At 69.7% G+C, this 25,515-nt stretch carries 23 protein-coding genes and 1 pseudogene; 6 read left to right on the top strand and 18 right to left on the bottom strand.

Annotation, left to right across the window (positions count from 1 at the left end):
• Nucleotides 1-12: 12 nt before the first annotated feature.
• The 5 genes and pseudogenes from SK854_RS32275 to SK854_RS32255 form a co-directional block, all read right to left on the bottom strand.
• Nucleotides 13-981, bottom strand: coding sequence for an ABC transporter permease (locus tag SK854_RS32275; RefSeq protein ID WP_319978904.1), 969 nt, complete (start codon nt 979-981; stop codon nt 13-15).
• 224 nt (nt 982-1,205) lie between these two features.
• Nucleotides 1,206-1,712: pseudogene (locus SK854_RS32270) on the bottom strand (ATP-binding cassette domain-containing protein); the annotation flags it as partial.
• Between the two features lie 67 nt (nt 1,713-1,779).
• Nucleotides 1,780-2,409, bottom strand: coding sequence for a DUF4041 domain-containing protein (locus tag SK854_RS32265; protein WP_319978902.1), 630 nt, complete (start codon nt 2,407-2,409; stop codon nt 1,780-1,782).
• Nucleotides 2,410-2,484: 75 nt separating this feature from the next.
• Nucleotides 2,485-3,243: an LLM class flavin-dependent oxidoreductase gene (locus tag SK854_RS32260; protein WP_319978901.1), complete on the bottom strand. Its 759-nt coding sequence runs from the start codon at nt 3,241-3,243 to the stop codon at nt 2,485-2,487.
• Nucleotides 3,244-3,284: 41 nt separating this feature from the next.
• On the bottom strand, nt 3,285-3,755 hold the full coding sequence (locus tag SK854_RS32255; RefSeq protein WP_319978900.1) for a hypothetical protein: 471 nt from the start codon (nt 3,753-3,755) through the stop codon (nt 3,285-3,287).
• A 304-nt stretch (nt 3,756-4,059) separates the two neighbouring features.
• Between SK854_RS32255 and SK854_RS32250 the strand changes: the two genes are divergently transcribed.
• Nucleotides 4,060-4,611, top strand: coding sequence for an NlpC/P60 family protein (locus tag SK854_RS32250; protein ID WP_319978899.1), 552 nt, complete (start codon nt 4,060-4,062; stop codon nt 4,609-4,611).
• Here the strand turns inward: SK854_RS32250 and SK854_RS32245 are convergent.
• Nucleotides 4,601-7,435: an AfsR/SARP family transcriptional regulator gene (locus tag SK854_RS32245; protein WP_319978898.1), complete on the bottom strand. Its 2,835-nt coding sequence runs from the start codon at nt 7,433-7,435 to the stop codon at nt 4,601-4,603. The two genes, SK854_RS32250 and SK854_RS32245, sit on opposite strands and share 11 nt — an antisense overlap.
• 191 nt (nt 7,436-7,626) lie before the next feature.
• The gene (gene mug, locus SK854_RS32240; RefSeq protein WP_319978897.1) at nt 7,627-8,121 is read right to left on the bottom strand and encodes a G/U mismatch-specific DNA glycosylase; all 495 of its coding nucleotides are present in this window, start codon (nt 8,119-8,121) and stop codon (nt 7,627-7,629) included.
• Between the two features lie 38 nt (nt 8,122-8,159).
• Between mug and SK854_RS32235 the strand changes: the two genes are divergently transcribed.
• Nucleotides 8,160-8,621 (top strand): HAD domain-containing protein, encoded by a 462-nt coding sequence (locus SK854_RS32235; RefSeq protein ID WP_319978896.1) that lies wholly within the window; start codon nt 8,160-8,162, stop codon nt 8,619-8,621.
• Here SK854_RS32235 and SK854_RS32230 read toward each other — a convergent pair.
• The 4 genes from SK854_RS32230 to SK854_RS32215 all read right to left on the bottom strand — a co-directional run bounded on the left by SK854_RS32230 (nt 8,618) and on the right by SK854_RS32215 (nt 11,722).
• On the bottom strand, nt 8,618-8,935 hold the full coding sequence (locus SK854_RS32230; RefSeq protein ID WP_319978895.1) for a sunset domain-containing protein: 318 nt from the start codon (nt 8,933-8,935) through the stop codon (nt 8,618-8,620). The genes SK854_RS32235 and SK854_RS32230 overlap by 4 nt on opposite strands.
• A 10-nt stretch (nt 8,936-8,945) precedes the next feature.
• Nucleotides 8,946-9,401: a hypothetical protein gene (locus tag SK854_RS32225; protein WP_319978894.1), complete on the bottom strand. Its 456-nt coding sequence runs from the start codon at nt 9,399-9,401 to the stop codon at nt 8,946-8,948.
• A gap of 74 nt (nt 9,402-9,475) precedes the next feature.
• A complete protein-coding gene (locus tag SK854_RS32220; protein ID WP_319978893.1) occupies nt 9,476-11,128 on the bottom strand; it encodes a bifunctional metallophosphatase/5'-nucleotidase in 1,653 nt (550 codons plus the stop codon).
• Nucleotides 11,129-11,218: 90 nt separating this feature from the next.
• The gene (locus SK854_RS32215; RefSeq protein WP_319978892.1) at nt 11,219-11,722 is read right to left on the bottom strand and encodes a hypothetical protein; all 504 of its coding nucleotides are present in this window, start codon (nt 11,720-11,722) and stop codon (nt 11,219-11,221) included.
• Nucleotides 11,723-11,831: 109 nt separating this feature from the next.
• Here SK854_RS32215 and SK854_RS32210 point away from each other — a divergent pair, with 109 nt between their 5' ends.
• The 4 genes from SK854_RS32210 to SK854_RS32195 are packed head-to-tail and all read left to right on the top strand — an operon-like array spanning nt 11,832 to nt 17,489.
• Complete coding sequence (locus SK854_RS32210) at nt 11,832-12,557, top strand: response regulator transcription factor (protein ID WP_319978891.1); 726 nt, start codon at nt 11,832-11,834, stop codon at nt 12,555-12,557.
• Complete coding sequence (locus SK854_RS32205; protein ID WP_319978890.1) at nt 12,535-13,929, top strand: sensor histidine kinase; 1,395 nt, start codon at nt 12,535-12,537, stop codon at nt 13,927-13,929. Before SK854_RS32210 ends, SK854_RS32205 begins: the two co-directional genes overlap by 23 nt.
• An 18-nt stretch (nt 13,930-13,947) precedes the next feature.
• Nucleotides 13,948-15,669, top strand: coding sequence for an ArnT family glycosyltransferase (locus tag SK854_RS32200; RefSeq protein ID WP_319978889.1), 1,722 nt, complete (start codon nt 13,948-13,950; stop codon nt 15,667-15,669).
• Nucleotides 15,666-17,489 carry an ArnT family glycosyltransferase gene (locus tag SK854_RS32195; protein ID WP_319978888.1) on the top strand — a complete coding sequence of 608 codons (1,824 nt, stop codon included), beginning with the start codon at nt 15,666-15,668 and terminating at the stop codon, nt 17,487-17,489. The genes SK854_RS32200 and SK854_RS32195 overlap by 4 nt, the downstream gene beginning before the upstream one ends.
• 3 nt (nt 17,490-17,492) lie before the next feature.
• On the opposite strand, the gene SK854_RS32190 is transcribed toward SK854_RS32195, so the two are convergent.
• From SK854_RS32190 to SK854_RS32160, 7 genes are all read right to left on the bottom strand, one after another.
• Nucleotides 17,493-18,308, bottom strand: a complete 816-nt coding sequence (locus tag SK854_RS32190) for an SGNH/GDSL hydrolase family protein (protein ID WP_319978887.1) — start codon at nt 18,306-18,308, stop codon at nt 17,493-17,495.
• An 11-nt stretch (nt 18,309-18,319) separates the two neighbouring features.
• Nucleotides 18,320-19,492, bottom strand: a complete 1,173-nt coding sequence (locus SK854_RS32185) for a hypothetical protein (protein WP_319978886.1) — start codon at nt 19,490-19,492, stop codon at nt 18,320-18,322.
• A 284-nt stretch (nt 19,493-19,776) separates the two neighbouring features.
• On the bottom strand, nt 19,777-21,588 hold the full coding sequence (gene aspS, locus SK854_RS32180; RefSeq protein ID WP_319978885.1) for an aspartate--tRNA ligase: 1,812 nt from the start codon (nt 21,586-21,588) through the stop codon (nt 19,777-19,779).
• 66 nt (nt 21,589-21,654) lie between these two features.
• The gene (locus SK854_RS32175; RefSeq protein ID WP_319978884.1) at nt 21,655-22,029 is read right to left on the bottom strand and encodes a hypothetical protein; all 375 of its coding nucleotides are present in this window, start codon (nt 22,027-22,029) and stop codon (nt 21,655-21,657) included.
• A gap of 5 nt (nt 22,030-22,034) precedes the next feature.
• Complete coding sequence (locus SK854_RS32170) at nt 22,035-23,066, bottom strand: HEAT repeat domain-containing protein (RefSeq protein WP_319978883.1); 1,032 nt, start codon at nt 23,064-23,066, stop codon at nt 22,035-22,037.
• Between the two features lie 62 nt (nt 23,067-23,128).
• On the bottom strand, nt 23,129-24,298 hold the full coding sequence (locus SK854_RS32165; RefSeq protein ID WP_319978882.1) for a S8 family peptidase: 1,170 nt from the start codon (nt 24,296-24,298) through the stop codon (nt 23,129-23,131).
• 118 nt (nt 24,299-24,416) lie between these two features.
• On the bottom strand, nt 24,417-25,490 hold the full coding sequence (locus tag SK854_RS32160) for a S8 family peptidase (protein WP_319978881.1): 1,074 nt from the start codon (nt 25,488-25,490) through the stop codon (nt 24,417-24,419).
• Nucleotides 25,491-25,515 lie beyond the last annotated feature (25 nt).

Raw genomic sequence — 25,515 nt, 5'->3', positions numbered from 1 at the left:
GATCGCCGTCCGTCACACCTGCCTGCGCACGGCCCACACCGAGCCGAGCACGAACAGCACCCCGAGCCCCGCGAAGATCGACGCCTCCAGCAGGTGCAGCGTCGTCGCCTGGTCGACCGGGATGACGTCGGCGTACCTCTGCGCGAGGCCGTTCTCCCGGTAGCAGGCCGCGAAGTCCACCGCTCCCTGCGCGTCCCCCTTGCCCGCGCAGTTCATCATCGGCGTCGGATCCGCCACCACCGCGCCCTTGGCGTCCAGGAAACCCGACTCCACCACCAGCGGACCGCGCACGACCGTGCGGCTGTCCAGGTCGTCGGAGAGCACCCTGGTCGGCGCGATCAGGGACTCCCGCACCCCACCGATCACGACCCGCACCGCGATGAACAGGCCGAGCGTCAGGGTCATCGCCACGAGGGTCCGTTTGAACACCGCACCCGCGAACATGCCGAGCGTGTAGGCGAAGAGCGTGTAGGCGACCGGCGAGACTCCGTGAGCGTCGAACGTCGTGAAGTAGAACGGCCCCATGCTCAGCGGCCCGAGCTGACCGGCCGCGTCCAGCCAGCTGTGCACGACCAACTGGTAGGCGAGCACCACGACCAACGCCGGCAGTGCGGCGACGACGAACTTGGTCGCCATCCAGCGCGTCCTGCTGACCGACTGCGTGAACGCCAGCGCGTGCGTGCCCTGCTCGAACTCCCGCGCGAACAGCGGCGCACCAACGAAAACGCCGATCAGCACGGGCGCCGCGAGCACCGTGACCTCGGCGAGGTGCAGCCGGTCGAACCAGGTGGTCTGGAAGTCGTTCGCGGCAGGGCTGTTGCACGCGTCGATCCCTTTGCCCACGCAGTCGAGGAGGTTGCCCGCGGTGAGGTCGGCGACCATCACGGCCCGCAGCAACAGGATCGCCACCACCGCCACGACCAGCCCGGCGACGAGCGTGATGAACACGGGCCGCTGCTGACGCCACACGATCCAGGTCATGCCGCGACCTCCATCCGCATGTATGCGAGCGCGAGCTGGCTGAGCGTCCGATGCTCCGCGTGCGCTTGCAGCAGCGCGCTGACATCACCCGCGAGCCGCACACGACCGTCGGCCAGCAGCACCAGGTGATCGCACACGTCTTCCAGCTCCGCCAGCACGTGCGACGACAACAGCACCGTGATCCCTTGCGTCCGGCACTCCTGCACGAGCGTCTGCAGGACGTTCTCGCGCGCCAGCGGATCAAGATCGGCGAGCGGCTCGTCCAGCATCAGCAACCGAGGCCGCTTCCCCAGCGCCAGCGCCAGCGCGACCCGCGTCCGCTGCCCACCGGACAACGTCCCGACCTTGGCCGCGAACGGCACCTGCGCCTTCTCGACCAGTTCCTCGGCGTACGCCTGATCCCACCCCGGATTGGCGTTGCGCCCGTACCGCAGCGTCTCGGTGACCGTGAACTGCGGGTACAGGGGCTTGGCCTGCGTCAGGAACGCCACCGCCCCATGCATCCCACGCCCGTTCGGCGCGTCCCCGAACACCGAGATCCGGCCCGTCGTCGGCCGCAGCAACCCGGTGATCATGCCCATCAGCGTGCTCTTGCCGGCCCCGTTCGGCCCGACGAGCGCGACGATCCGGCCCGCGGGGATCTCGAGCGCGCAGTCACGCAACGCCCAGCCCCGCGAGTACTTCTTCCCCAGGTCCTCCGCCAGGACCGGCGGATGCTCCCTCTGTCCCATGCACACCACCGTAGCACCCTTTCACTAGTTATCTAGTGAAAGGGTGCTGAAGTGCGGTCCCCGCTGGTCAGGAGGCGATTCGGCGGGTGCGGCGGCTTTCCGCCTTGCGCTGCAGGTGGTCCGCGGTGAGTTCCAGTTCGTAGGTGCGCAAGGCCTGGTAACGCGGCGAGACGCGGAGCGCGAACGTCCCGCTGAGGCGTTCGATCGCCGACGCCGAGCGATCGAGCCGCCTTCTCGCCGCGTCCAGGCCACCGGCTCGCAGCATGCGCAGGCAGTTCTCGGCCTCGCAGTTGTACGAGCGGAGCATCAGCGCGGACCAGTCCTCGACGAGCCTGCGGCCGGTCGCGTCCGATCCGTTGTAGGTGACCTGCCCGCCACCTTCGATCGCCGCGCCGGTCTTGATCAGGGTCTTCATCTCGTCGTGGATGAGGTCGAGTTGCGCCTGGTGGTCCGCGACGGCGTCGGCGCGGAACACACCTGCCCGCTGGAAGGTCAGTTCTTCCTTCAGGGGCTGGAGTTCGGCGCGTGCGTTCTTGATCCGGTGCCGCAGCGCTACTAGTTCGGCACCGGCTCTGTCGACCTCGTCCAGCACGCTGGTCTGCGCTGATTGGGCGTCACCGATTCGGGCGAGGAGTTCCTGCAGGCCCTCCACGGCCCGCTGCAGCTCTGCGATCCGGCGGTTCTTGCGCCCGAGCATGCTTACCTCCCCGAACAGCGACGAAAGGCCCATGACCGTTCCATCGCACGGAGGTATCCGCCGTTATCTACGACGCTATGCACTCACACCATCGAGTGATCCCACGAAACGAACGAACCCTTCGGGGTCCTCGCTCGTGGCGGACTGCTGCAAGATCACGCTGGTAGCGCCCGCTTCGGCCACCTGGGAGACCAGATCCGTGACGAACGCGCGGTCACGGGAGTCCGTCTCGACGTAGACGATCACCGGGTGCTCGCGGCCCGCCCTGACGGCACGGACCCGGTCGAGATCGGCCGACGCGTCGAGGATCGTGCCGTCGCCGACCTCGCCCGCCAGGGCCAGCGTCTTCAGGCCCAGGCCGCCCACGTAGATCGGCATCGGCGCGGCCGGCGGCCAGTCCAGCGCGACGTCCTTCAGCTTGACGTACCGGCCCTCCACGGTGACCCGCTCGCCGGCCAGCAGCGCCTTCAACGCCTCCGTGTACTCGCTCAGCAACGTCAGCGGCGACGCAACCCGTGCTCCGACCTGACCCATCCAGTCCTGCACGCCGTGCCCGACGCCGATCGTGACGCGACCGGGGAACAACCGGTCGAGCGTCGCGGCCTCCATCGCGGTGATCGCGACGTTGCGCAACGGCACCGGCAGCAGTCCGACACCGACCTTCAGCCGGGAAGTCCAGGCCAGGGCGGCGGAAGCGCAGGCGATGCCGCTTTCCAGGAAGCAGTCCTCCCACAGCCACAACGAGTCCACACCGGACTCCTCCGCGGCCAGGACGACGGAACGCAGGTTCTCGGGCGGAAGCTGAGGCCGGTAGACGGCGCCGAGTGTGGTCACCCGTCAACATCTACCGGCCCCCGGCTGGTTGAGCAACAAACTCAGCAGCCGCAGCTGTGGTACGTGACGTCCCAGTGGTTCGACTCGAGGTAGTAGATGTTGCCCGCGTTCGACTTCCACTTGTTCCCGCCGATGGACGAGAAGCTGCCCTTGATGTAGTTCGTGACGCAGCTGGTCAGGCGGTAGTCCACCTTGTACCCGTTCCAGTGCGAGTACGTGCCCGACGCGTGGCCGGTCTCCGTGCCGCCGGTGATGGTCAGCGCACAGCCCGACGCGCTCTTGAACGTCTTGGCACCCGCGATGGTCGTCTGGTTGATCTGCTCGAACGAGGTGCAGTTCGACTGGTTGCGGTTGCTGCAACCACCACTGGACGTCCAGCTGATGCCGGCCGCGCTCAGCTGCGCGGTCGCCTGCGAGTGGGTGTACTTGGCCGGGGCCGCCGACGCGACGGACGCGCCCATGATCAGAGCGGCGAACATCGCGATCACGGCTGCGATCGTGCGAACGAACATGTGCTCTCTCCTTATGCCCAAGGTGCCGCGAAAGCTGCATCGCGATCCGAACTCTTGGCGAGCTGGTTCACGCCCAGTGGGGCGGCTCGCGGCACCGCCCCCACGCCCCCGTACAACCAGTACGAGGACGTGGGGGCGTCACCGCGATCCACCCGCCTGACCGCGAACCAGCACGGCAAGATTTCGGATCGCGACGCTAGGAAGGAGCGGTAAAGGAACGCCTAAATCGGCTTTAGGCCGTTCTTTGGCGCCACGGCGGACAGTTCCGGTCATCACCAACAGCAAGTCGATCGGAGCTACACACATGCGCATTCGCCACGCCGTCGCGGCGACCGCGATCTCGCTGGGGCTGCTGGGTGGCCTGAGCGGCATCGCCCAGGCCGCACCGGAGGGTCCTGCCGAGCAGGAGACCGCCATCTCGCAGGTCGAGGCGGCGGCCGGATACGGCGGCTCGATCTCCCGCACCGAGGTCATCAAGCGCGCCAAGGACTGGTGGGACCGCAAGGTTCCGTACAGCCAGTCGGCTTACGCCTGGGACATCGGCAAGGGCAAGAAGTACCGCACGGACTGCTCCGGCTTCGTGTCCATGACGTGGAAGCTGACGACGAGCCGCAACACGTCCACTTTGGACGAGGTCGCCACCAAGATCTCCTGGGCGAACCTCAAGCCGGGCGACATGATCCTGCGCAACGGCCACGTGAAGCTGTTCGAGAAGTGGGCGAACACGGCGAAGACGTCCGCGTGGATCTACGAAGAGGGCAGCACCGCCACCGACATGGACCACGAGACCGTGACGATCTCGTCGCTCAAGAGCGGTGGCTACGCCCCGTGGAAGTACAAGAAGATCACCGGCTGAGTGCCCGCGAGGCCCACTGAGCAGGCCACTGGCGCACCTCCCCCATCTCTCTGGTGCCCAGTCGCGTGAAGAGCTCCGCGGCCTCGCGCCAGGAGCGGTCCGCGCCTTCGACGTCCCCCAGACAGGCGTGGACCGCTCCCAGGTCCCGAAGTGTCCGAGCCCGCCACAGCGGCAGGCTCAGGTCGTTCCACACCGGCAGCAGGTCGGTCAGCGCCACCCGCGCGCCGGCGTGGTCGCCCGCCGCGAGCCGCCACTCCCCCACCGTGCGGCGGACGAGCGCCTCGCCGAACCGGTCGCCGACGTCGCGGCAGCCGTCCAGCGCCTGCCGCAACAGCACTTCCGCCGGGTCGAACAAACCCCTGCGCAGCAACACCTTCGCCCACGCCTGGGCGGTGTAGCAGCCGAGCAGCTCGTCGCCGGTGCCCGCGACCATCTCGTGGGCGCGCCGGATGTGGTCCTCGGCGAGGTCCAGCTCACCGCGAGCGCGGTGCACGAGCCCGATCCCGCGGGCCGCCAGCGCCTCACCCCGCCGGCTGCGCGCCTGGCGGTAGATCGACTCGGCGAGACGAAGAGTCTCGAACGAACCCTCGTCGTCGCCCAGTTCCCGTTTGATGGAGCCGATTCCGTACAGCGCGTGCGCTTCGCCTTCGAGATCCTGCGACTTCATCAGCTCACGCGCCCGGTCGAGCGCCTCCAGTGCGCACGGGTACTGGCCGAGATCGCGGCACACCATGCCGATGCCGTTCATCGCCACGGCCTCGCCGCGCTTGTCGCCCATGTTCACGAACAACGTCTGCGCGGTGTCGAACCACGACCGCGCCTCGACCAGGTTGTCGCGCTTGTAGTGCATCTGCCCGAGGCTGCACCGCAGCACCGCCTCCAGGCGCAGATCTCCGGTCCTCCACACGGCCTCCAGCGCCGCCGTGTGTGTTCGTTCCCAGGCCTCGTAACGGTTCCTGAGCCCGAACCAGGCGAACACCAGCACCTCGGCCAGCTGCGAGGCGATCTCCGCGAGACCGAGTTCCGCCGCGCGTTCCACGAGCCTGGTCAGCAACGACTCCTCGCGCGCGAACCAGGCGTCCTTGTCGGTCGGGCGTGCCGCCGTCGCGACGATGCCCAGCGAGTCCTGCATGCGCGGCACGGCGAGGAAGAGCTGCTCGGTCAGTCCATCCACAGTGGACAGAGCAGCGACCACGGCCCTTCTCACGACGTCTTCCCGTTCCTGCTGCCGGTCCTCCGCCTCGGCGAGCTCACGGGCGTGCAGCCGCACCAGCTCGTGCATCCGGTATCGCGCGCTGCCGATGACGTCGAGCAGCCGCGCGTCCACGAGCTGGTCGAGCACGTCCTCGTCCAGCAGGTGCGCCCACAGGAAGCTCGGCACCTCGGGCAGCCCGAGGAACCCGAAGATCCGGTACGCGCGGCGGACGTTCTCGTCGAGCGCCCGGTAGGTCAGCTCCAGACCGGCCCGCACCGCGAGGTCGTCCGCGACGAGCTCGTCGAGCCGGCTGCGTTCGTCGGAGAGCCTTCTGACCAGCTTCGACACCGGCCAGTGCGCGCGACCGGCCAGCCGCGCGCCGGTGATCCGCACCGCGAGCGGCAGGTACCCGCACAGCCGCGCGACCTCCTGCGCCTGGTCGGGTTCGGCGGACACCCGGTCGTCGCCGAGGATGCGCTGGAGCAGGGTGACCGCCTCGTCGCTGCTCAGCACGTCCAACGGGATGCGGCGGACGCCTTCGAGCCCGCACAACCGGCTGCGGCTCGTGATCAGCGTCAGGCAGCCCGGGCTGCCCGGCAGCAGCGGCCGGACCTGCGAGACGCTCGTGACGCCGTCCAGCACGATCACCACGCGCCGCCCGCCGACCGTGGCCCGCCACAGCGCCGCGCGTTCCTCGGCGGACTCCGGAATCCGTTCGCTCGGCACGTCCATCGCGCGCAGCAACGCGTCGAGGGCCCCGGACGGCGAGTGCAGGTCGACGAACAGCTGCCCGTCCGGATACCGGTCGGCGAGCCGATGCGCCGCGTGCACCGCGAGCGCCGACTTGCCGACACCGGCGGGCCCTTCGATCCACCACACGCCGCCGTCGCTGTCGAGGAGCCTGCTCAGCTCCCTGTTGCGGCCGGTGAAGTCGCCCGCGTCGCGCGGCAGGTAGTTGCGGCGGCTGTCCCGCGAGCCCTCCAGCACGTCGCGGTAGAGCTGCTGGAGCTGCTCGCCGGGCTCGACCCCGAGCTCGTCGACGAGCACCTTGCGCGTCTCGCGGAACACCCGCATGGCGTCCGCGCGGCGCCCGGCCCGCGTGAGAGCGGTCATGAGCTGTCCGCGCAGCCGTTCGGCCAGCGGGTACTCGGCGACGAACGCCCCGAGCCGGTCGATCAGCTCGGCGTGCCGGCCCAGCGCCAGTTCGGCGTCGACCCAGGCCTCGGCGGCCGCGAGCCGTTGCACGTCGAGGGTCTGCGCGAACACCACCGGCGTGCCGCGCCAGAGCTGCAGCGCCTCGTTGAGGACCTCGGCCTTGACCTTGAGGTCGGCCTCGTCGCCCGCCCTGGTCACGAGCCTGCGGAACGCGTGCAGGTCGACGCTCTCGGGGTCGGCGTTGAGCACGTAGCCCGCCGCCCGGTGCTCGACCGGCAGCCCGGAGCGGCGCAGGCTGGAGATGTGGACCTGCAACGACTTGCGCGCCTGCGGCGGCGGCTCCTCGCCCCAGATGAGATCGATGAGCCGTTCGACGGGCACGATCCTGCCGCACTCGACCGCCAGGACGGCTAAGATCTGCGCGGGCTTCGGCGGCACTGACGGCTCGACCGGCCCGAGAATCCTGACCTCCACTGCGCCCCCACCAGTGTTGAACATTCACCAAGTTCTGCACGGCATTGCCAAATTTTGACGCATTCCGATGCGCGGGGGTTCCACTTCAGAGTGAATGCACTCGAACGGACGCAGATCTGGATGCAACCAGACCAGAGCCCACTCCGTCCAGCCCACTTTCAGTGGGCATGAATGTGAACTCTTGTTCCGTTCTAGAGGCTGGCTTTGAGTCGCCCGAACTCCTGCGCCAACGCCGGCAACTGCCAGTGCGCGTTCAGCCCACTCGGATTCGGCAGGACCCACACCCGAGCACCGCCCACGGTGTCCTGCTGCGCCCCGACCTGCGCCTTCTTGCGGCCGAAGGCAGCACGATAGACCGTCACGCCGAGCACCGCGAGAACCTTCGGTGAATACCGCTCGACCTTTTCGGCGAGCTCGATCCCACCCTGACGCATTTCGTCAATTGTTAATTCGTCGGCTTTGGCACTGGGCCGCGCGACGACGTTCGTGATGCCCAGACCGAGGTCGAGCAGCTTCTCCTGCTCGGCGGGCGCGAACTGGGACGGCGTGAAACCGGACAAATGAAGGGCGGGCCAGAACCGGTTTCCCGGCCGCGCGAAGTGGTGCCCGGTCGCCTCCGACACGAGGCCGGGGTTGATGCCGCAGAAGAGCACGTCGAGCCCGGGCTTGATCACGTCGGCAATCACGTGGCCAAGCCTACGAGGTGAGCCGTAGCGTGCCCGTCGTGGCCGCGCTCCCGATCCTGTTCCTCGACGTCGACGGCCCGTTGCTCCCCTTCGGCGACGGCGTCCCAGGCACTCCGGGCCTCGCACGGCTCGACCCCGCGCACGGCCCGTGGCTCACCGCCCTGCCGTGCGAGCTGATGTGGGCCACGACCTGGATGGACGACGCCAACACGCACATCGCGCCCCTGCTCGGCCTGCCGACGCTGCCGGTCACGACCTGGCCGGACGACCCGGACGCCGAAGCCGCCGACGCGCGCCAGGGCCTGCACTGGAAGACCCGCGGCCTGGTCACGCTGGCGGGCACGAGACCGTTCATCTGGGTGGACGACGAGATCGGCGAGAAAGACCATGCCTGGGTCGCCCAGCACCACGGCAAGGCGTTGCTGCACAAGGTCGACCCGCGCCACGGCCTGACAGACGCCGACTACCTCGAACTCGACGCCTGGCTGCGCGAGCGCTAGGCGCCGGCCGGCACGCGCGGGCGGGGCGTCCACATCGTGTAGCCGGCGCGGCGGGCGTCCTCCGGCGAGTGGAAGAACGCGTCGCCCTTCATGCGCTTGTAGTAGGGCGACTCGGGGGTGTGGAACATCATCGTGCGCGAGTTCGCCTTGATCGCGGGAGCGACGGCGGCGGGCTCCTCCATGATCGACAGAGGTGCGGCGTCCTGAGCGGCGGTGGTGGACGCGCGGGAGCGCAGGGTGAGCCAGGTCAGCACGACGCCGGCGAGGAAGGCGCCCGCGCACAGCAGGAACATCTGGAAGAAGAACCCGAACACCGAACAGCTCCTAGCCCGTAGTCATGAAGTCCTCGTCGACGCGCAGTCCGGGAGCGGCCGAGCGCAGGGCGTCGCTCAGCGAGCCCGCGTGCTCCGGGTCCACGACGCGTGCCGACGCGATCAGGTGTCCGGCGCGCACGACACCGGTGAAGTCGGTGACGTCCCGGTCCAGCACGGCCCCGAGCAGCGCGGCGGCCACCGCCGGGGAGACGGGCAGGCGTTCACCGGCGTCGGGGGTGATCACGTCGGTGATCCGGTAGGTGGTCAGCGCGCGCACGGCGTCCACGACCTCCTGACGTTCCCGCGGGGACGCGGCGGTGCCCGCCAGCACGATCTCCGACGACCGCACCGCGAGCAGCAGGTGGCCGGCGGGCACGCCAGGGGCGGGGTGCGCGACGAGGCCCACCGCGGCGAGCAACGCCGGCACGACGAGAGCGCCGACGAAGACGCGGAGCGGCAACTGCACGGGGCTGGCCTATCTCATTCGGCCGACCGGCTGCCACCACCTGGACCGGAACACCCAGGACACCGCACCCGAATTCACTCGTTCGTGGAGACCACGACAGGCTCGCCGGACGCCACCAGACGCCAGTCCGAGCCCGCGAAGTCGGCGGGATCGAGCACGCCCGCGGCCTTCACCCAGTCGATCAGCAGCTGCCGGATCTCCTGCTGCTGGTTGTGCAGCACGGCCGCCGAGGCGATGTGCGGGAAGTCGCCGCCACCCGCCTGCCGATAGTTGTTCACGGCCACCGCGAACTCGAACGAGTCCGCCACCGGCTCACCGCCGAAGCGCAGATCCACGATCCGGGACCCGACCGGCTGGGAGATGTCGACGTCGTAGGTCAGCGGCGCGGACAGCCCGTAGGCGATGTCGAAGTTGTAGTCCGGCACGTCGGCGGACAGTTCGGCCGCCGAGAACGGGCCAGGACCGGACACCTGCAGGAAGTACCGCGCCGACTCCTCCAGGAAGTCGCGCAGGTGCCCACCGGTCATCCGCACGCCCACCAGCGTGTTGTCGAAGATGTAGAGCCCGGCGACGTCCCGCAGGGACACCTCCCCCGCCGGAATCGCGGCGGTCCGGTTGAAGGGCGCGCACAACGACAGCACCGGCAGCGACGTGGACTTCGAGACCTCCAGCGCCTGCACGTGGTTGATGAACCGCAACGCGGGCGTGTCCTCGAACCGGGACCGCGAAGCCGACATCGCCGACGCACAGGTGCCGACCCGTCCGTTCACGTACGACACGACCCGCTCGTGGTCGTGCCGCAGCAGCCGCACGATCCGCGGGTCCTCCGCCACGGTGGCCGACGACAGCACGGACGACCGCGACTCGGCCAGCTCCCAGCGCCCGTCGTAGCGCAGGTCGAACTCCATCACCGACAACCGCTTGCCCGAGTACAGCGGCTCGGTCAGCAGCACCGGCCGCCCGGTCACCTTGTTCGTCACGAACCGCGACGGGATCTCCACGTGCGCGTGCCCGACCAGCACCGCGTCGATCCCTGGCACCGTCTCCGCCAGCAGTTCGGAGCAGTTCTCCGGGAACGGCACCTGGTCGCCCAGCGACGACGACAGGTCGGCCCCGGAGTGCGCCACCACGATCACCAGGTCGGACTTGTGCCGGATCTCCGGCACCCAGTGCAGCGCCTGCTCCACCAGCCCTGGGAACGTCAGCACGCCGTCGACGTGGGCGCGGTCCCACACCGCGATCCCCGGGTTCGTCAGCCCGAGGATCCCGACGCGCAACGGCGCCCCGCCCGTCAGCCACACGGTCTTCACCACGTACGGCTGGAACGCGGGCAGGCCCGTGGCCACGTCCAGCGCGTTGGCCGCCAGCAGCGGGAACTCCAGCTGCCGTTCGAAGGTCCGCAGCACCGGCAGCCCGTAGTTGAACTCGTGGTTGCCCAGCGCGGCGGCGGTGTAGCCGATGGCGTTCATCGCGGCGGCCATCGGATGCACGTGCGCACCGCGCGTGATCGGCTCGACCTTCGCGTAGTAGTACGCCAGCGGCGTGCCCTGGATGGTGTCACCGGCGTCGAGCAGCAACGTCCGCTGGCGTCCCACGGCGGCACGCACGTCGTTCACGAGCGTCGAGATCTTCGCGAGCCCGACGTCGTTGTGCGCGAAGTCGTCGAACTCGCGGTTGAGGTAGTAGTCCCAGTTGAAGAGATTGCCGTGCAGGTCTGTCGACCCCATCACAGTCAGTGTGAACGTGCGCACGCCGCTCACCTCCGGTTGTGGTCGGGCCTGATCACCCGACCATAACCGCTCACACTTGACCCCAAATCACCTCGTGGGAGGGGCCTGCCCGTCCCGCTGACCGCGCTGACCAGGTTCGACCACGCTGGACGCGACGGACTTGCCGTCCTCTGTGGTGGCGATCACGGTCACCGCGTCCCCCTTCTCGACACCTTCGGCCACGGTCTCGGCGTCGATCACGTACGTCTTCGTGTACCCGTCGGTGGACTTCACCTCGATGGACGAGTCGCTGAGCGCGGTGACCTCGCCTGACTGGAACTCGCCGTGCGTCGCCGTGCCGAACCCGAGTCCGCCGCGCATGCCGCCGCCACCGTCCGGCGGTGCCCCGCCCATGCCGCCGGGTCCCATCCCTCCGGCTCCGGTCTGCTGGTTCGTGCCGCTGGCGGCGTAGATCGCGACGCCACCGGCACCGGCGATCGCGACGGCGATGGCCACGGCCGCCACCGTCTTCTTCGCGGTCCACGCCGGGCGCGCCGCAGATTCGGCGGACTGCTGGGGTGCGCCCCACTCCGGGGGCTGTTGTTCGGTCATGACAGCCACCGTGGCGGCGCCGGCTGTGCCGAACCTGTGCCTGACGTAGGCACGGCCTGTGCGCGTCGCTCACAGCTGGTACACAGGATCCGCGTTCACGATGGGAGCCATGCGCGCGATGAAGACCGAACTCCGCAGGCCGGACGGACAGCCGGTCAGGGTGCTCGTCGTCGACGACGAGTCCACTCTGGCCGAGCTGATGTCGATGGCGCTGCGCATGGAGAAGTGGGACGTGCGCACGGCTCTCGACGGGACGACGGCGGTGCGGACCGCACGCGAGTTCCGCCCGGACGTGGTGGTGCTGGACGTGATGCTGCCGGACTTCGACGGTTTCGAGGTGCTGCGCCGGATGCGTGCAGAGGCACCGATCCTGCCGGTGTTGTTCCTGACGGCGAAAGACGCCGTGGAGGACCGCATCGCCGGGCTCACCGCGGGCGGCGACGACTACGTCACCAAACCGTTCTCGCTGGAGGAGGTCGTTCTGCGGCTGCGTGCACTGCTGCGGCGCACCGGCGTGACCGACGCGGACGCGGGCACCCGGCTGATCGTCGGCGACCTGTCGCTGAACGAGGAGACGCGCGAGGTCGAACGCGCCGGCGCCTCGATCGACCTCACCGCGACGGAGTTCGAGCTGCTGCGCTACCTGATGCGCAACCCGAAGCGCGTGCTGAGCAAGGCCCAGATCCTGGATCGCGTGTGGAGCTACGACTTCGGCGGCCAGGCGAACATCGTCGAGCTCTACATCTCCTACCTGCGCAAGAAGATCGACGCCGGGCGCACCCCGATGATCCACACGATGCGAGGCGCCGGTTATGTCCTCAAGCCTGCGACCTAGAACGCTGCGGGCGAAGCTGGTCTCCGGCCAGATCGTCCTGCTCACCGCGCTGTGCCTGGTGATCGGCGGGGTCTCCGTGCTCGCGCTGCACGCGTTCCTGATGAGCAACCTGGACCGCGAGGTCACGACACTGCGGCCCGCGCCACCCGGTTCGCCCTACGGACCACCTGGCATCAACGCGAGGATCTTCGGCGACGGCAGCATCGCCGGCACGATCGAACTGCCGGGCTGGCAGGCGCCGCGCATGCTCACCGCCGACGAGATCAAGCTGCTGGCGGCCGCGCCGTCGAGCCTGCACACCGTCGACCTGGGCGAGGCCGGCGAGTTCCGGGTCGTCACCGACCGCAGGGACATCAAGGGCCTGCCGCTCGCGCCCGTCACGGACATCGTGTGGCAGATGGTCTGGATCCTCGCCGGCCTCATCGTCGCGGGAGCGGCGGCGGTCGCCCTGGCGGGCCGGGTGATCGTGCGGCGCGCGCTGGTGCCGCTCGACCGGGTCGCCGACACCGCGACCCGCGTCTCCGAGCTCCCGTTGCACGAGGGCGAGGTCGCGCTCGCCGAACGCGTGCCGGAGGAGGACACCGATCCGGCAACCGAGGTCGGCAAGGTCGGCCTCGCGCTGAACAAGCTGCTCGGGCACGTCGGCGAGGCACTGAAAGCCAGGCACGACAGCGAAACGAGGGTCCGGCAGTTCGTCGCCGATGCCTCGCACGAGCTCAGAACGCCCCTCGCCGCCATCCGCGGCTACGCCGAGCTGACCAGAAGGACCACCGAGGACCTGCCTCCCGAGGTCACGCACGCGATGAGCCGCGTCGAGTCCGAGGCGGTGCGGATGACGTCACTGGTCGAGGATCTCCTGCTGCTCGCCCGCCTCGACGCGGGCCGGCCACTGGAAAGCAAGGACGTGGACCTGTCGCGGCTGGTGCTGGACGTGGTCGGCGACGCCCGGATCGCGGGCCCCGGCCACCGCTGGAAGCTCGCACTGCCGGAGCAACCCGTCACAGTTCCCGGTGACGTGCAACGGCTGCACCAGGTCATCGGCAACCTGCTGTCCAACGCCCGCGCGCACACCCCGCCGGGCACCACCGTCACGACCGGCCTGTCCGTCCACAACGGACAGGTGGACCTGACCGTCACCGATGACGGCCCTGGCATCCCCGAGGGCCTGGAGGTCTTCGAACGGTTCGCGCGCGGTGACTCCTCGCGCTCGCGGGCGGCGGGGAGCACCGGCCTGGGCCTGTCGATCGTGTCGGCCGTGGTCGGCGCGCACGACGGCGACGTGTCCGTGACGAGCAAGCCGGGGCGCACGACGTTCACGGTCTCGTTGCACACAGGTCGTTCACAGCGGGAGCACACGACCGACCCAGGCTAGGCCGCGACTCTCGTCCCCATGAGACGAGAACGCCTGGCGCTGGCGGTCCTGCTGATCGCGACCGGCGCGCTGTACCTGTGGCGGCTGGGGGACTCGGGCTGGGCCAACGCCTACTACTCCGCCGCCGCGCAGGCCGGTGCGACGAGCTGGAAGGCGTGGTTCTTCGGCTCGTCGGACGCCTCGAACGCGATCACCGTCGACAAGACGCCCGCCTCGCTGTGGGTGATGGGCCTGTCCGCGCGGCTGTTCGGCGTCAACGCGTGGAGCATCCTGGTGCCGCAGGCGTTGATGGGCGTGGGCAGCGTCTGGCTGCTGCACGCGACGGTGCGCCGCTGGTTCTCCCCCGCGGCCGCGCTGATCGCCGGGGCCGTGCTCGCGCTGACCCCGGTCGCGGTGCTGATGTTCCGCTTCAACAACCCGGACGCGTTGCTGGTCCTGCTGATGGTCGCGGGCGCCTACTGCGTGACCCGCGCGGTCGAGAAGGCCAGTCCGTTCTGGCTCGCGCTCGCGGGCGTCGCGGTCGGGTTCGGGTTCCTCACCAAGATGCTGCAGGCGTTCCTGGTGCTGCCGGCGTTCGCGCTGGTGTACCTGCTCGCCGCACCCGCATCGACAGGCAGGAAGCTCCTGCACCTGGCCGGTGCGTTCGGCGCCATGGTCGTCGCGGGCGGCTGGTGGATCGCCGCCGTCGAACTGACGCCGGACCGGCCCTACATCGGCGGGTCGCAGACGAACAGCGTGCTCGAACTGACGCTGGGCTACAACGGTTTCGGCCGCCTGACCGGTGACGAGGTCGGCAGCGTCGGCGGTGGCCGCGGCTGGGGCTCGGCGGGGTGGAGCCGCCTGCTGGGCGCGGAGATGGGCAGTCAGATCGCGTGGCTGCTGCCGGCCGCGGTGGTGCTGCTGGTCGCCGGGCTGTGGCTGGCGAAGGGCCGCGCCCGCACCGCGCTCGCACTGTGGGGTGGCTGGCTCGTCGTCACCGCCGGGGTGTTCAGCTTCATGAACGGGATCATCCACTCCTACTACACCGTGGCGCTGGCTCCCGCGATCGCCGCCGTCGTCGGCATCGCGGCCACCGAACTCTGGGACCGTCGCAGCGAACCCGTTGCGGCAGCGGTGCTTTCGGGTTCCGTCGCGCTGAGCGCGCTGCAGTGCTACGTGCTGATCAACGAGCTCTCCACGCCCGTCGCGGTGCTGGTGCTGATGACGGGACTGATCGCCGCAGTCGGCCTGGTGCTGTCGATGCGCTGGGCCATCCCGGTCGCGCTCATCGCCGCGTTGCTCGGCCCGACCACGTACTCCTTCGCCACCGTCACCACCCCGCACACCGGCGCGCTGCCCGTCGCGGGCCCGTCGAACGGCCGGATGGGCGGCATGGGCGGTGGCCTGCTCGACGCGACGACCCCGGACGCCGAGGTCGTGACCCTGTTGCAGGACAACGCGGATAGTTACAGGTGGGCCGCCGCGACGATCGGCTCCAACAACGCGGCCGGGCTCCAGCTCGCCAGCGGGCAGCCGGTCATGGCGCTCGGCGGCTTCAACGGCACCGACCCCGCGCCGACCCTGGAGCAGTTCCAGGAACTGGTCCGAAGCGGACAGATCCACTACTACGTCGCGGCCGGCCGGATGATGCAGGGCGAGAGCGGCAGCGACGCCGCCCACGACATCGCCGCGTGGGTCGCCGAGAACTACACCGCGACCACCGTCGCCGGTGCCACCCTCTACGAACTGGACGCGTCATGACCGCCACGCTCGCACCCGCGCCCACCGCTGCCCGGGCACCGGAACCACAACGCAAGCTGAAGTCGAAAACGTTGCACCGCATCGCCTTCCTCGGTCTGCTCGCCGGCACCGCCGTGCTGTACCTGTGGAACCTCACCGCGTCCGGCTACGGCAACGAGTTCTACGCGGCGGCCACCCAGGCGGCGTCGCAGAGCTGGAAGGCGTTGCTGTTCGGCTCGCTCGACCCCGGCAACACGATCACGGTCGACAAGCCGCCCGCGTTCCTGTGGGTCAGCGGCCTGTTCGCCAAGGCGTTCGGCTTCTCCAGCTGGGCCGTGCTCGCCCCGCAGGCGCTGGAAGGCGTTGCGGCGGTGGGGCTGCTGTACGCGACGATCAAGCGCACGTCCGGCCCGGCCGCGGCGTTGTTCGCCGGTGCGACCTTCGCTCTCACGCCGGTGGCCACCCTGATGTTCCGGTTCAACCTGCCGGACGCGTTGCTGGTGCTGCTCATGGTCGCGGCCGCGTACTGCACGGTGCGGGCGCTGGAGAAGGCGAGCCCGCTGTGGCTGGCGCTCGCGGGTTCGGCGATCGGGTTCGCGTTCCTCACCAAGATGCTGCAGGCGTTCCTGGTGCTGCCCGCACTCGCGCTGGCCTACCTGATCGCGGCTCCGACGTCACCGCTCAAGCGGCTCCTGCACCTGCTCGGCGCCGGTGTCGCGATCGTCGTCTCGGCCGGGTGGTTCATCGCGCTGGTCGAGCTGTGGCCGGCGGACAGCCGCCCGTACATCGGCGGGTCGACCAACAACTCGTTGTGGGAACTGGCCATCGGCTACAACGGGCTCGGCCGCATCTTCGGCGGTTCCGGCGGCGGTCCCGGCGGTGGCGGAATGGGCGGCAACGGGAACATCGGCTTCGGCGGCGAAACGGGTATCGGGCGGTTGTTCGGCGCCAGCATGGGCCCCGAGATCTCCTGGCTGCTGCCCGCCGCGTTGATCGGACTGGGTGCCGGACTGTGGTTCCTGCGCCGTGCGCCCCGCACTGACCGCACACGTGCGGCGCTGGTGGTGTGGGGCGGCTGGGTGCTCGTGAGCGGCGCGGTGTTCAGCTTCATGAGCGGCATCACGCACCCGTACTACACGGTCGCTCTGGCCCCGGCGATCGCCGCGGTGGTCGGCATCGCCGGGCGTGAGCTGTGGCGCGGCCGTGGCCACTTCCCGGTGCGAATGGCGTTGACGGCGATGGTCGCGGCGACCGGCGTGTGGGGCTTCATCCTGCTCGACCGCACGCCGGACTGGACGCCGTGGCTGCGCTGGGTCCTGCTGGCCGTCACCGCGCTCGTCGTGTTCGCGCTGGTGTTCGGGCTGAACGGACGTCGCTGGATCGCGGCCGCGCTGGTGGTCACCGCGTTGCTCGGCACGTCCGGCTACGCGTTCGCCACCGCCTCGACGACGCACAGCGGGTCGATCCCGTTGTCCGGCCCGCGTTCCCAGCAGGGCGCCGGCACGGGCATGCGGGAAGGCGGCTCGTCGACGGAGGTCGTGCAGCTGCTGAAGGCCACGGACACCGAGTGGGCGGCCGCGACGACCGGCGCCCAGAGCGCGGCGTCGCTGCAGCTGGCGTCCGGCCGGTCGGTGATCGCGATCGGTGGCTGGAACGGCAGCGATCCCGCGCCGACGCTGGACGAGTTCAAGGCGCTCGTCGCGCAGGGCGAGGTGCGGTACTACGTCGAAGGTGGCGGCGGCGGACGGGGTGGCGGCAGCGAGATCGCCGAGTGGGTCGCGGCGACCTTCCAGTCCACGACGGCGGGCGGCCAGACCCTCTACGACCTGACCACGGGCTGATCCTCAGAGACGGCCGGTGTCGGCGGGGAGCACTTCCCCCGGCACCGGCCCGATCGTCTCGGCCGGCTCGTCGGCCCACAGCAGCGGAAGCAGGTCGGCTCCGCGTTTCCACAACCACGGAATCCCTTTGAGCATCAGCCACGCCATGTGGTGCCACACCGTGAGCTCGCGACCGCCGGAGCACTCCAGGCTGACGTCGCCGAACTGGAGGCCACCAGCGCGCAGTTCGGCCGCGAACGCGCGCGCCAGCATGCGATGACCCCGTTCGGACGGGTGCAGCCGGTCGACGGCCCACGTGTCCAGCTCGTAGGCGCCGGGCATCGTGTGCAGGTCGACGCACCGCACGCCGTGCCGCGCGACCACGACGTCGACCACGCGGTTGTACTCGTCGATGCGGTCCTTGAGCACCCGCCGCAACCGGCCCGGCAGCTTGAACACGCGGCCCTGGTCGTGGAACCGCACGGTGACGACGGCGACCCCGGCCGCGGTCAGCTCGCGGCAGACGTGGTCGAGGTCCTCGTACATCCGCCGCACGGAGAAGTCGGACCGCAGCGTGTCGTTCACGCCGGCGATGACGACGGCCGCGCTGGGCCTGTCCCGCAACGCCCGCGGCAGCTGGACGTGTCGGACGTCGGCCAGCCGGGCACCGGAGACGGCGTGGTTGCGATAGCCGTTGTCCGAGTAGGCGGACGAGAGGATCGGGCCGAAGCCACGCCATCCGCCGGGCACGAGGTCGCCGATCCCGACCGCTGTCGAGTCACCTAGTAACACCAGCACGCGGTTCAGGATCAGCCTGCCCGGTGAGCCGGGAATGGCCACGCGGGAACGGTTCAGCGAAATGCTGGGTAAAGCGGGAGTTCGAGCACCTCAGGGCCGTAGCGGTCGGCCAGTGCCCCGATCACCGCGTCGGCGTGCGACGCGACCGTCTTCTCGCCCAGCAGCAACGCGTCGGACCTCAGCCGCATCCACCGGCCGGTCAGCACGACACTGCGCGGCGGGGCGTTGACAACGTTGGGCATGGGCTTGGAGAGCGCTCGCCACGTCGCGAGCCACACCCACAGCAGCTGGGCTTCCAGCAGCCGCGGTAAGAACACCGCGTCGTCGTCCATCTCGGGCCACACCGACCCGACCTCCGCGCGCCAGGCGGCGACCATCGCCTCGGACATCCCCGGCGGCAGGCCCCAGCCGCACCAGCAGGACGGGAACGGCACGCGCAACGCGGCGGCGTCGAACACGATGTCGCGGACGCAGCCGCCCTCGAAGTCGACGAACCGGACGCCGCGCGAGGTGACCAGGTGGTTGTCCGGACAGGACGTCGACGGGCTGAACGCGCGCCGCCGTGAGGTGCTGAACGCCCGTGCGGACTCGGCGGCGAACTCGATGGCCTGCGTGGACGTGCCGACGCCCAGGGTGGACTCCAGCAAAGCCGGTAAGCCGACGATCGCCGCGTGCACGTCGACCGCGATCGGGTCCTGGCAGCACTGCGCGCCGGCCCGCCGCATCAACGCGTCGAAGTCCGCGTCACGACCCGCCGTCGTGGCGTGCAGGCGGCCCATGGCGTGTGCCCACGAGAGCAGGCCACGTTCCGCGGCGCGCGCGTCCGGCGCGTGCAGCTTCTCGGACAACCGCGGCGCACGGCCCAGGTCTTCCAGCACGACCAGACGCATCGCCGCGTCGTGGGCGAAGAGTTCCGGGGTGGCGCGCTCTTCGGCCGGAAGGGCCGTGAGCAGCTGATGGCTGACCGCCTCGTGCGCCCACGGGTCGCGGTCGCCGGTCCCTGCGGGATAGCGCTTCACGACCAGCGTGCGCGGCATGGAGAACGGCGAGGAGGCCACTCGGACGCGAATGACGACGGAACGACCGGTACCCCCGAGAGTCTCGGGGTCCGCGAGGCGCACCTGTGCGCCCAGTCTTCTGGTCAGTACGCGTTCAGCCGCCCCGACAGCGTCTGCGATCTCAGGTGAAGTCGTGTCGGGAGGGCCCGCGGTGATCTCCACGCTCATCCCCTCCGACCCTACTCCCCAAGTCCGTGAGCCGGACCGACGCTAATCGGGCCAGGCTGCGACCACCACTACTCGTTGATAACGGCTCGCGGTGTTTCCGGATCCCCCTCCGACGTGTGGACGTGTGGAAACACCTTCCGTTGCCCACTACGTGCCGATCAACCCGATCGATCGCCGCCCTTGGGTCAATACCGATCAAGTAGTTGCTCGATCGGGCGAACGGTTCTCATGTTCTGAGACGCGCGGAGGCATCCGGTGGGTTGCCTCCGCGCGCGAAAAGATCGTCAGGCCTTCTGCTCGGCCTTGTCAGCCGCCTTCTGCTCGGCCTTCTCCTGCGGCTTGGCGTCCACGCCGGCCTCCTTGCGCTGCAGCGCCGTGATGGGCGCGGGAGCGGCCGTCAGCGGGTCGTAGCCGCCACCCGACTTCGGGAACGCGATGACCTCGCGGATCGAGTCGGCGCCCGCGAGCAGCATGCAGAGGCGGTCCCAGCCGAGCGCGATGCCGCCGTGGGGCGGGGCGCCGAACTTGAACGCGTCGAGCAGGAAGCCGAACTTCTCCTGCGCCTCCTCGGCACCGATGCCCATGACGTTGAACGCGCGCTGCTGCACGTCCGCGCGGTGGATACGAATCGAGCCACCGCCGAGCTCGTTGCCGTTGAGGATCACGTCGTAGGCGTAGGCCAGCGCGTTGCCCGGGTCGGACTCGAAGTTGTCGATCCACTCCGGGGTCGGCGAGGTGAACGCGTGGTGCAGCGCCGTCCAGTTGCCGCCACCGACCGCGACGTCGCCCGCGTCGAGCTTGTCGACCGACTCGAACATCGGGAAGTCGACGACCCACGCGAACGCCCAGGCGTTCTCGTCGATCAGGCCGACGCGGTGCGCGATCTCGACACGGGCCGCGCCCAGCAGAGCACGCGCGTCCCGCGGGTCGCCCGCGCCGAAGAAGATGCAGTCGCCCGCGTTGGCGCCGACGGCCTTCGCGAGACCCTCGCGCTCGGTGTCGGTGAGGTTCTTCGCGACCGGGCCGCCCAGCGTGCCGTCCTCCTGGACCAGCACGTAGGCGAGACCCTTGTGGCCGCGCTGCTTGGCGAACTCCTGCCACGCGTCGAGCGTGCGACGCGGCTGCGAGGCACCACCCGGCATGACGACGGCGCCGACGTACGGCGCCTGGAACACGCGGAACGTCGTGTCCTTGAAGTACTCGGTCAGGTCGGTGAGCTCGAGCTCGAAGCGCAGGTCCGGCTTGTCCGAGCCGTACTTCGCCATCGCGTCGGCGTAGGAGATCCGGCGGAACGGCAGCGGCAGCTCGACGTCCTTGGTCTCCTTCCAGATCGCGGCGAGCAGCTTCTCGGTGAGCGCGATGACGTCGTCCTGCTCGACGAAGCTCATCTCGATGTCGAGCTGGGTGAACTCCGGCTGGCGGTCGGCGCGGAAGTCCTCGTCCCGGTAGCACCGCGCGATCTGGTAGTAGCGCTCCAGGCCACCGACCATGAGCAGCTGCTTGAACAGCTGCGGCGACTGCGGCAGCGCGTACCAGGAGCCGGGGCGCAGCCGCGCCGGCACCAGGAAGTCACGCGCGCCCTCGGGCGTGGAACGGGTCAGGGTCGGCGTCTCGATCTCGGAGAACTTCTCGCCGTGCAGCACCTCGCGGGCGATGCGGCTGACCTCGCTGCGCAGCCGGATGGCCTTGGCCGGGCCGGAGCGGCGCAGGTCGAGGTAGCGGTGCTTGAGGCGGGCCTCCTCGCCGGGCTCCACGTCGCTCTCGACCTGGAACGGCAGCGGCGCGGCCTCGTTGAGGACCTCGAGGTCGGTCACGTAGACCTCGATGGCGCCGGTGGAGAGGTCGGGGTTCTCGCTGCCCTCGGGACGCTTGCTCACGTCGCCGGTGACCTTGATGACGTACTCGCTGCGCAGCCGGTGCGCGCGCTCGGCCATCTCACCCTCGCGGAACACGACCTGGGCCACACCGGAGGCGTCGCGAAGGTCGATGAAGATGACACCGCCGTGATCCCGCCGGCGAGCGACCCACCCGGTGAGGGTGACGGACTGCCCGGCGTGCTCGGCCCGGAGTGATCCGGCCTCGTGCGTGCGCAACACGGTGGTGGCTCCTTGTAGACGAAGTCAGCTTTGCCGTCAAGGCTAGCCGGAGCCACCGACAGATTTTCACGCAGGGCTTTCTCGCTGCGGAGATGATCTCCCCAGCACCGGTTTCGCCTTCGCCCAGGCCGCGTGCCAGCCGGGGTCTACCTGCTCGGCGTCGCCCCACTCCGCGATGCGGTGGAGCAGGTCGAGCAGCCGCGCCCGCGGTGCCGGCGCGAGCGACGGCAGCACCTCGACGAGGAACGGCAGCACCGCGGTGGCGGCCCCGCACACGAACCCGCCCTCCTCGTGCACTGTCCGGTCCAGGTCGGTGATGGCCCGCTCGACCGCCTCGGGATCGTCGGACAGCAGCGCCCGCACGTGACCGGGTGTGTCCAGCGCGGGGCCGTAGGCGTGGTCGATCGAATGCCACGCGACGTCGTCCAGCCCTTCCAGCACCGGCCTCACCCCAGGTCCAGCAACACCGACGTGGCGAGCGTCGAGACCTTCTGCCCCAACGACGTCACGGAGTGGTCGTGCACCCTCTCGGCGACGAGGTCCCGGTACTCGCGAGCCCGCGCGACACCGACCAGCCACACCGCGAAGGCCCGCAACCGGACGTCGGGGTCGGCGATCCACACCGGCACGAACGGCACGACCAGGCCCACGTCCGTGGTGTCACGTTCGAAGAGCCTGCGCAGGTAGTCGAGCGCCTCGGTCCGCCACGGCAGCACGTCCACCAGCGCCAGCACGAGGTCCATGCCGTCGAAGTCCTTGGGCCCCACCAGCCAGAGCACGTGCTCCAGCACCTCGTCGTAGCCCATCTCGAACGACCCGGTGGCCAGGAACAGCTCCAGGTCCCCGGTCAGCGCGCGCAGGATCACGTCGGCGTCGGGCCGGGTCGCCGCGGACACCAGCAGCCGCGAAAGCGGTTCGTCGTCCGGCACGTCCAGCTCCCGCAACCACGAGACCGCGGCCTCGTCGCCCCGCCCGGCGAACTCCGTCGCGACGAGCACGAGGCACAGCCGCGTGGCCGGGTCCGTCTCCTCTTCCCATCGCCGCGTCAGGGCGGGCAGCACCGGCGCGCTGTCCCCGCGCCCCTTCCCGAGCACGAAGAGCACGCCCCGCCGCACGCCCGCGGAGCTGTGGTCGAGCAGGGCGAGCAGGGCGGGTTTCGAGGCCTCGAACGCGGGTGGCCAGCTCGGGTGGACGCCGTCCGAGCCGCTGCCCCCGGCGACCGCGATCGCGCCGCAGAGGTTCTCGAGGAGCCACTCGCGGCTGGGCGTGTTGTCGTGGGCGACCAGCTCCAGCAGGAACGGCCAGGCCGCCGCGGTCGCCTCGCTGACCTCCGACTCCTCGCCGGTGAGCAGGCCCACGAGCTCCTCGTGCGGCTCGACGGAGGTCCGGGCCTGCTTCAGCAGACGGGGAAGCTCGTCGGCGTACCCGTTGTGACCGCGCAACCGGTACCAGTCGATCTTCCTCAGAGCCTCCACCATGGAACCAACAATAGGAAAAGGCCGCGACCGGGTAGGTCGCGGCCTTCTCACGGCGAACTAGCTCACGCGGTGGGCGCGAGGTACAGCAGGCGGTTCGGCGAACCGGTGCCCGGGTTCGTCACCTTCGACGGCGTCGACTGCCCGATCAGGTACGAGGCGACCTGGGCCGGCGTGGCGGACGCGTTCGTCGAGAGGTAGCGAGCGGCGGCACCCGCGACGTGCGGGGTGGCCATCGACGTGCCCGAGATGGTGCTGGTGGCGGTGTCGGAGGTGCTCCAGGACGACGTGATGTCGCGGCCCGGGGCGAAGATGTCGAGCACCGCGCCGTAGTTCGAGAACGACGAGCGGGCGTCGTTGCGGTCGGTGGAGCCGACCGTGATCGCCTCGGTCACGCGGGCCGGCGAGAAGCCGGACGCGTTGGCGTTGGAGTTGCCGGCCGCCACCGCGAACGTGACGCCCTTGGCGACGGCGTTGCGCACAGCGGTGTCGAGCGTGGCGTTGGCGCCACCACCGAGCGACAGGTTGGCGACGGCCGGCTTGACGGCGTTGGCGCCCACCCAGTCGATGCCGGCCGCGACGCCCGCGAGGGTGCCGGAGCCGTTGTTGTCGAGCACGCGGACGGCGACGATCTTCGCGGCCTTCGCGACGCCGTACTGCGAGCCCGCGATGGTGCCGGCGACGTGCGTGCCGTGGCCGTTGCCGTCCTGCGCGACGTTGTCGTTGTCGACGAAGTCCCGGCCGTTGGCGGCGCGGCCACCGAACGTGGAGTGGCTGATGCGGACGCCGGTGTCGATGACGTACGCCGTCACGCCGGAACCGGTGGAGGTGTAGCTGTAGGAGCTGTTGAGCGGCAGGTTGCGCTGGTCGATGCGGTCGAGACCCCAGGACGGCGGGTTCGTCTGCGTGGCCTGCGTGTGGACGACCTGGTCGGCTTCCACGAACTCCACCGACGGGTCGGCCGCGAGGCGCTTGGCCTGCTTCTCCGTGAGCTTCACGTTGAAGCCGCCGAAGGTCTTGTACTCGCGCTCGACCGTCCCGCCGAAACGGGACGCGAGGGCGTGCCCGTTCGCCTTGCCCTCCTTCAGCTTCACGATGAAGCTGCCGGCGATCTTCTCCGGTGCGTTGAGCGACAGCACCTCGCCTTCCGCGGCGGAGGCGTTGGGAACCATCAGAACCGACATGGCGAGAGTCGCCGCGCCGGCACCGGCCAGGAACCGGATCTTTCGCGTCATGATTGCATTCCGTTCATTGCAGGGGAACGAAGCGCTTTCGACGTTATGGAGAGATCCGGTTCCTGCCAAGGGTGTCTTACGGATTAAGACGCGCTTGCATTGCCGGACAATTCACCTTTCACAGGGATGGCGGCCAGTAGAGGATACGAGTGACGGGTGGCGTCCCAGGGGTGCCCGTGGTAACCAGCGCGCGCTCGACCTGCGCGGGCGTGGCGGCACGGTTGCGTTCCAGGAACCTGGCCGCGACACCGGCCGCGTGCGGTGCGGCCATGGACGAACCGCTCAGCGTGTTGGTCGCCGTGTCGGAAGTGTTCCAGGCGGACGGAATGCTCACGCCCGCCGCCCAGATGTCCACCAGGGGCCCGAAGTTGGACGACGAGGACTTGGTGTCGTTCTGCGTCAGCGCACCCACGCAGATCGCCTGCGAGACCCGTTGCGGGGACGAGTTGACCGGATCGGTGTTGCTGCCGCCGGCCGCGACCGTGTACGAGACGCCGGAGTCGATGGACTTCTTCACCGCCGTGTCCAGCGCCGCGGAAGCGCTGCCGCCCAACGACATGTTGGCCACCGCGGGCTTCACGGCGTTGGTCGTCACCCAGTCGACGCCCGCGATGACGCCGGAGATCGTGCCGGAGCCGGAGCCGTTCAGCACCCGCACACCCCACACCGTCGCGTGCTTCGCGACGCCGTACTTCGTGCCCGCCGCGATACCGGCCACGTGCGTGCCGTGGCCGTTGTCGTCCTGCGCGATCGCGTCGTTGTCGACGGTGTCCCAGCCGTTGCGCGCGCGGCCGCCGAAGTCCGCGTGCGTCACGCGAAGACCGGTGTCGATCACGTAGATGTTCACGCCACGGCCAGTGGTCGTGTACTCGTAGCGCTGGTCGAGCGGCAACGCGCGCTGGTCGATCCGGTCCAGGCCCCAGGGCGGGTTGAGCTGGACGCTGTTGGCGTGCACGATCCCGTCACGCTCCACAGAGGACACGTTCGGGTCGGCTTTCAGCACGCGGAGCTGCGCCGATGTCAGCCGGGCGCTGAAACCGTTCAGAACACTGGTGTACCGGTGCTCCACGGCACCGCTGAAGGACGACACAGCGCCGTCCTTCAGCACGACGATGTACGACGACGTGGCCGCGGACGCCGGGGCGACCACGACCGTTGCCGCGAGGGCGGCGACTGCCAGCAGGGCTCTCACGGGCAGACTTCCTTTCATTTGCAGG

The sequence above is a fragment of the Lentzea sokolovensis genome (assembly GCF_033949975.1).
Classification (GTDB): domain Bacteria; phylum Actinomycetota; class Actinomycetes; order Mycobacteriales; family Pseudonocardiaceae; genus Lentzea; species Lentzea sokolovensis.
The sequence above is the reverse complement of the archived record's forward strand: the minus strand, read 5'-3'. Positions and strand labels throughout refer to the sequence as shown.

Excerpts from the sequence above, each read along its gene's own strand:
- SK854_RS32195 (WP_319978888.1), top strand. The coding sequence starts at position 15,666 with ATGACCGCCACGCTCGCACCCGCGCCCACCGCTGCCCGGGCACCGGAA.
- SK854_RS32265 (WP_319978902.1), bottom strand. The coding sequence starts at position 2,409 with ATGCTCGGGCGCAAGAACCGCCGGATCGCAGAGCTGCAGCGGGCCGTG.
- SK854_RS32205 (WP_319978890.1), top strand. The coding sequence starts at position 12,535 with ATGTCCTCAAGCCTGCGACCTAGAACGCTGCGGGCGAAGCTGGTCTCC.
- SK854_RS32215 (WP_319978892.1), bottom strand. The coding sequence starts at position 11,722 with ATGACCGAACAACAGCCCCCGGAGTGGGGCGCACCCCAGCAGTCCGCC.
- SK854_RS32255 (WP_319978900.1), bottom strand. The coding sequence starts at position 3,755 with ATGTTCGTTCGCACGATCGCAGCCGTGATCGCGATGTTCGCCGCTCTG.
- SK854_RS32165 (WP_319978882.1), bottom strand. The coding sequence starts at position 24,298 with ATGACGCGAAAGATCCGGTTCCTGGCCGGTGCCGGCGCGGCGACTCTC.
- SK854_RS32170 (WP_319978883.1), bottom strand. The coding sequence starts at position 23,066 with ATGGTGGAGGCTCTGAGGAAGATCGACTGGTACCGGTTGCGCGGTCAC.
- SK854_RS32185 (WP_319978886.1), bottom strand. The coding sequence starts at position 19,492 with ATGAGCGTGGAGATCACCGCGGGCCCTCCCGACACGACTTCACCTGAG.
- SK854_RS32275 (WP_319978904.1), bottom strand. The coding sequence starts at position 981 with ATGACCTGGATCGTGTGGCGTCAGCAGCGGCCCGTGTTCATCACGCTC.
- SK854_RS32210 (WP_319978891.1), top strand. The coding sequence starts at position 11,832 with ATGCGCGCGATGAAGACCGAACTCCGCAGGCCGGACGGACAGCCGGTC.
- SK854_RS32220 (WP_319978893.1), bottom strand. The coding sequence starts at position 11,128 with ATGGGGTCGACAGACCTGCACGGCAATCTCTTCAACTGGGACTACTAC.
- SK854_RS32250 (WP_319978899.1), top strand. The coding sequence starts at position 4,060 with ATGCGCATTCGCCACGCCGTCGCGGCGACCGCGATCTCGCTGGGGCTG.
- SK854_RS32200 (WP_319978889.1), top strand. The coding sequence starts at position 13,948 with ATGAGACGAGAACGCCTGGCGCTGGCGGTCCTGCTGATCGCGACCGGC.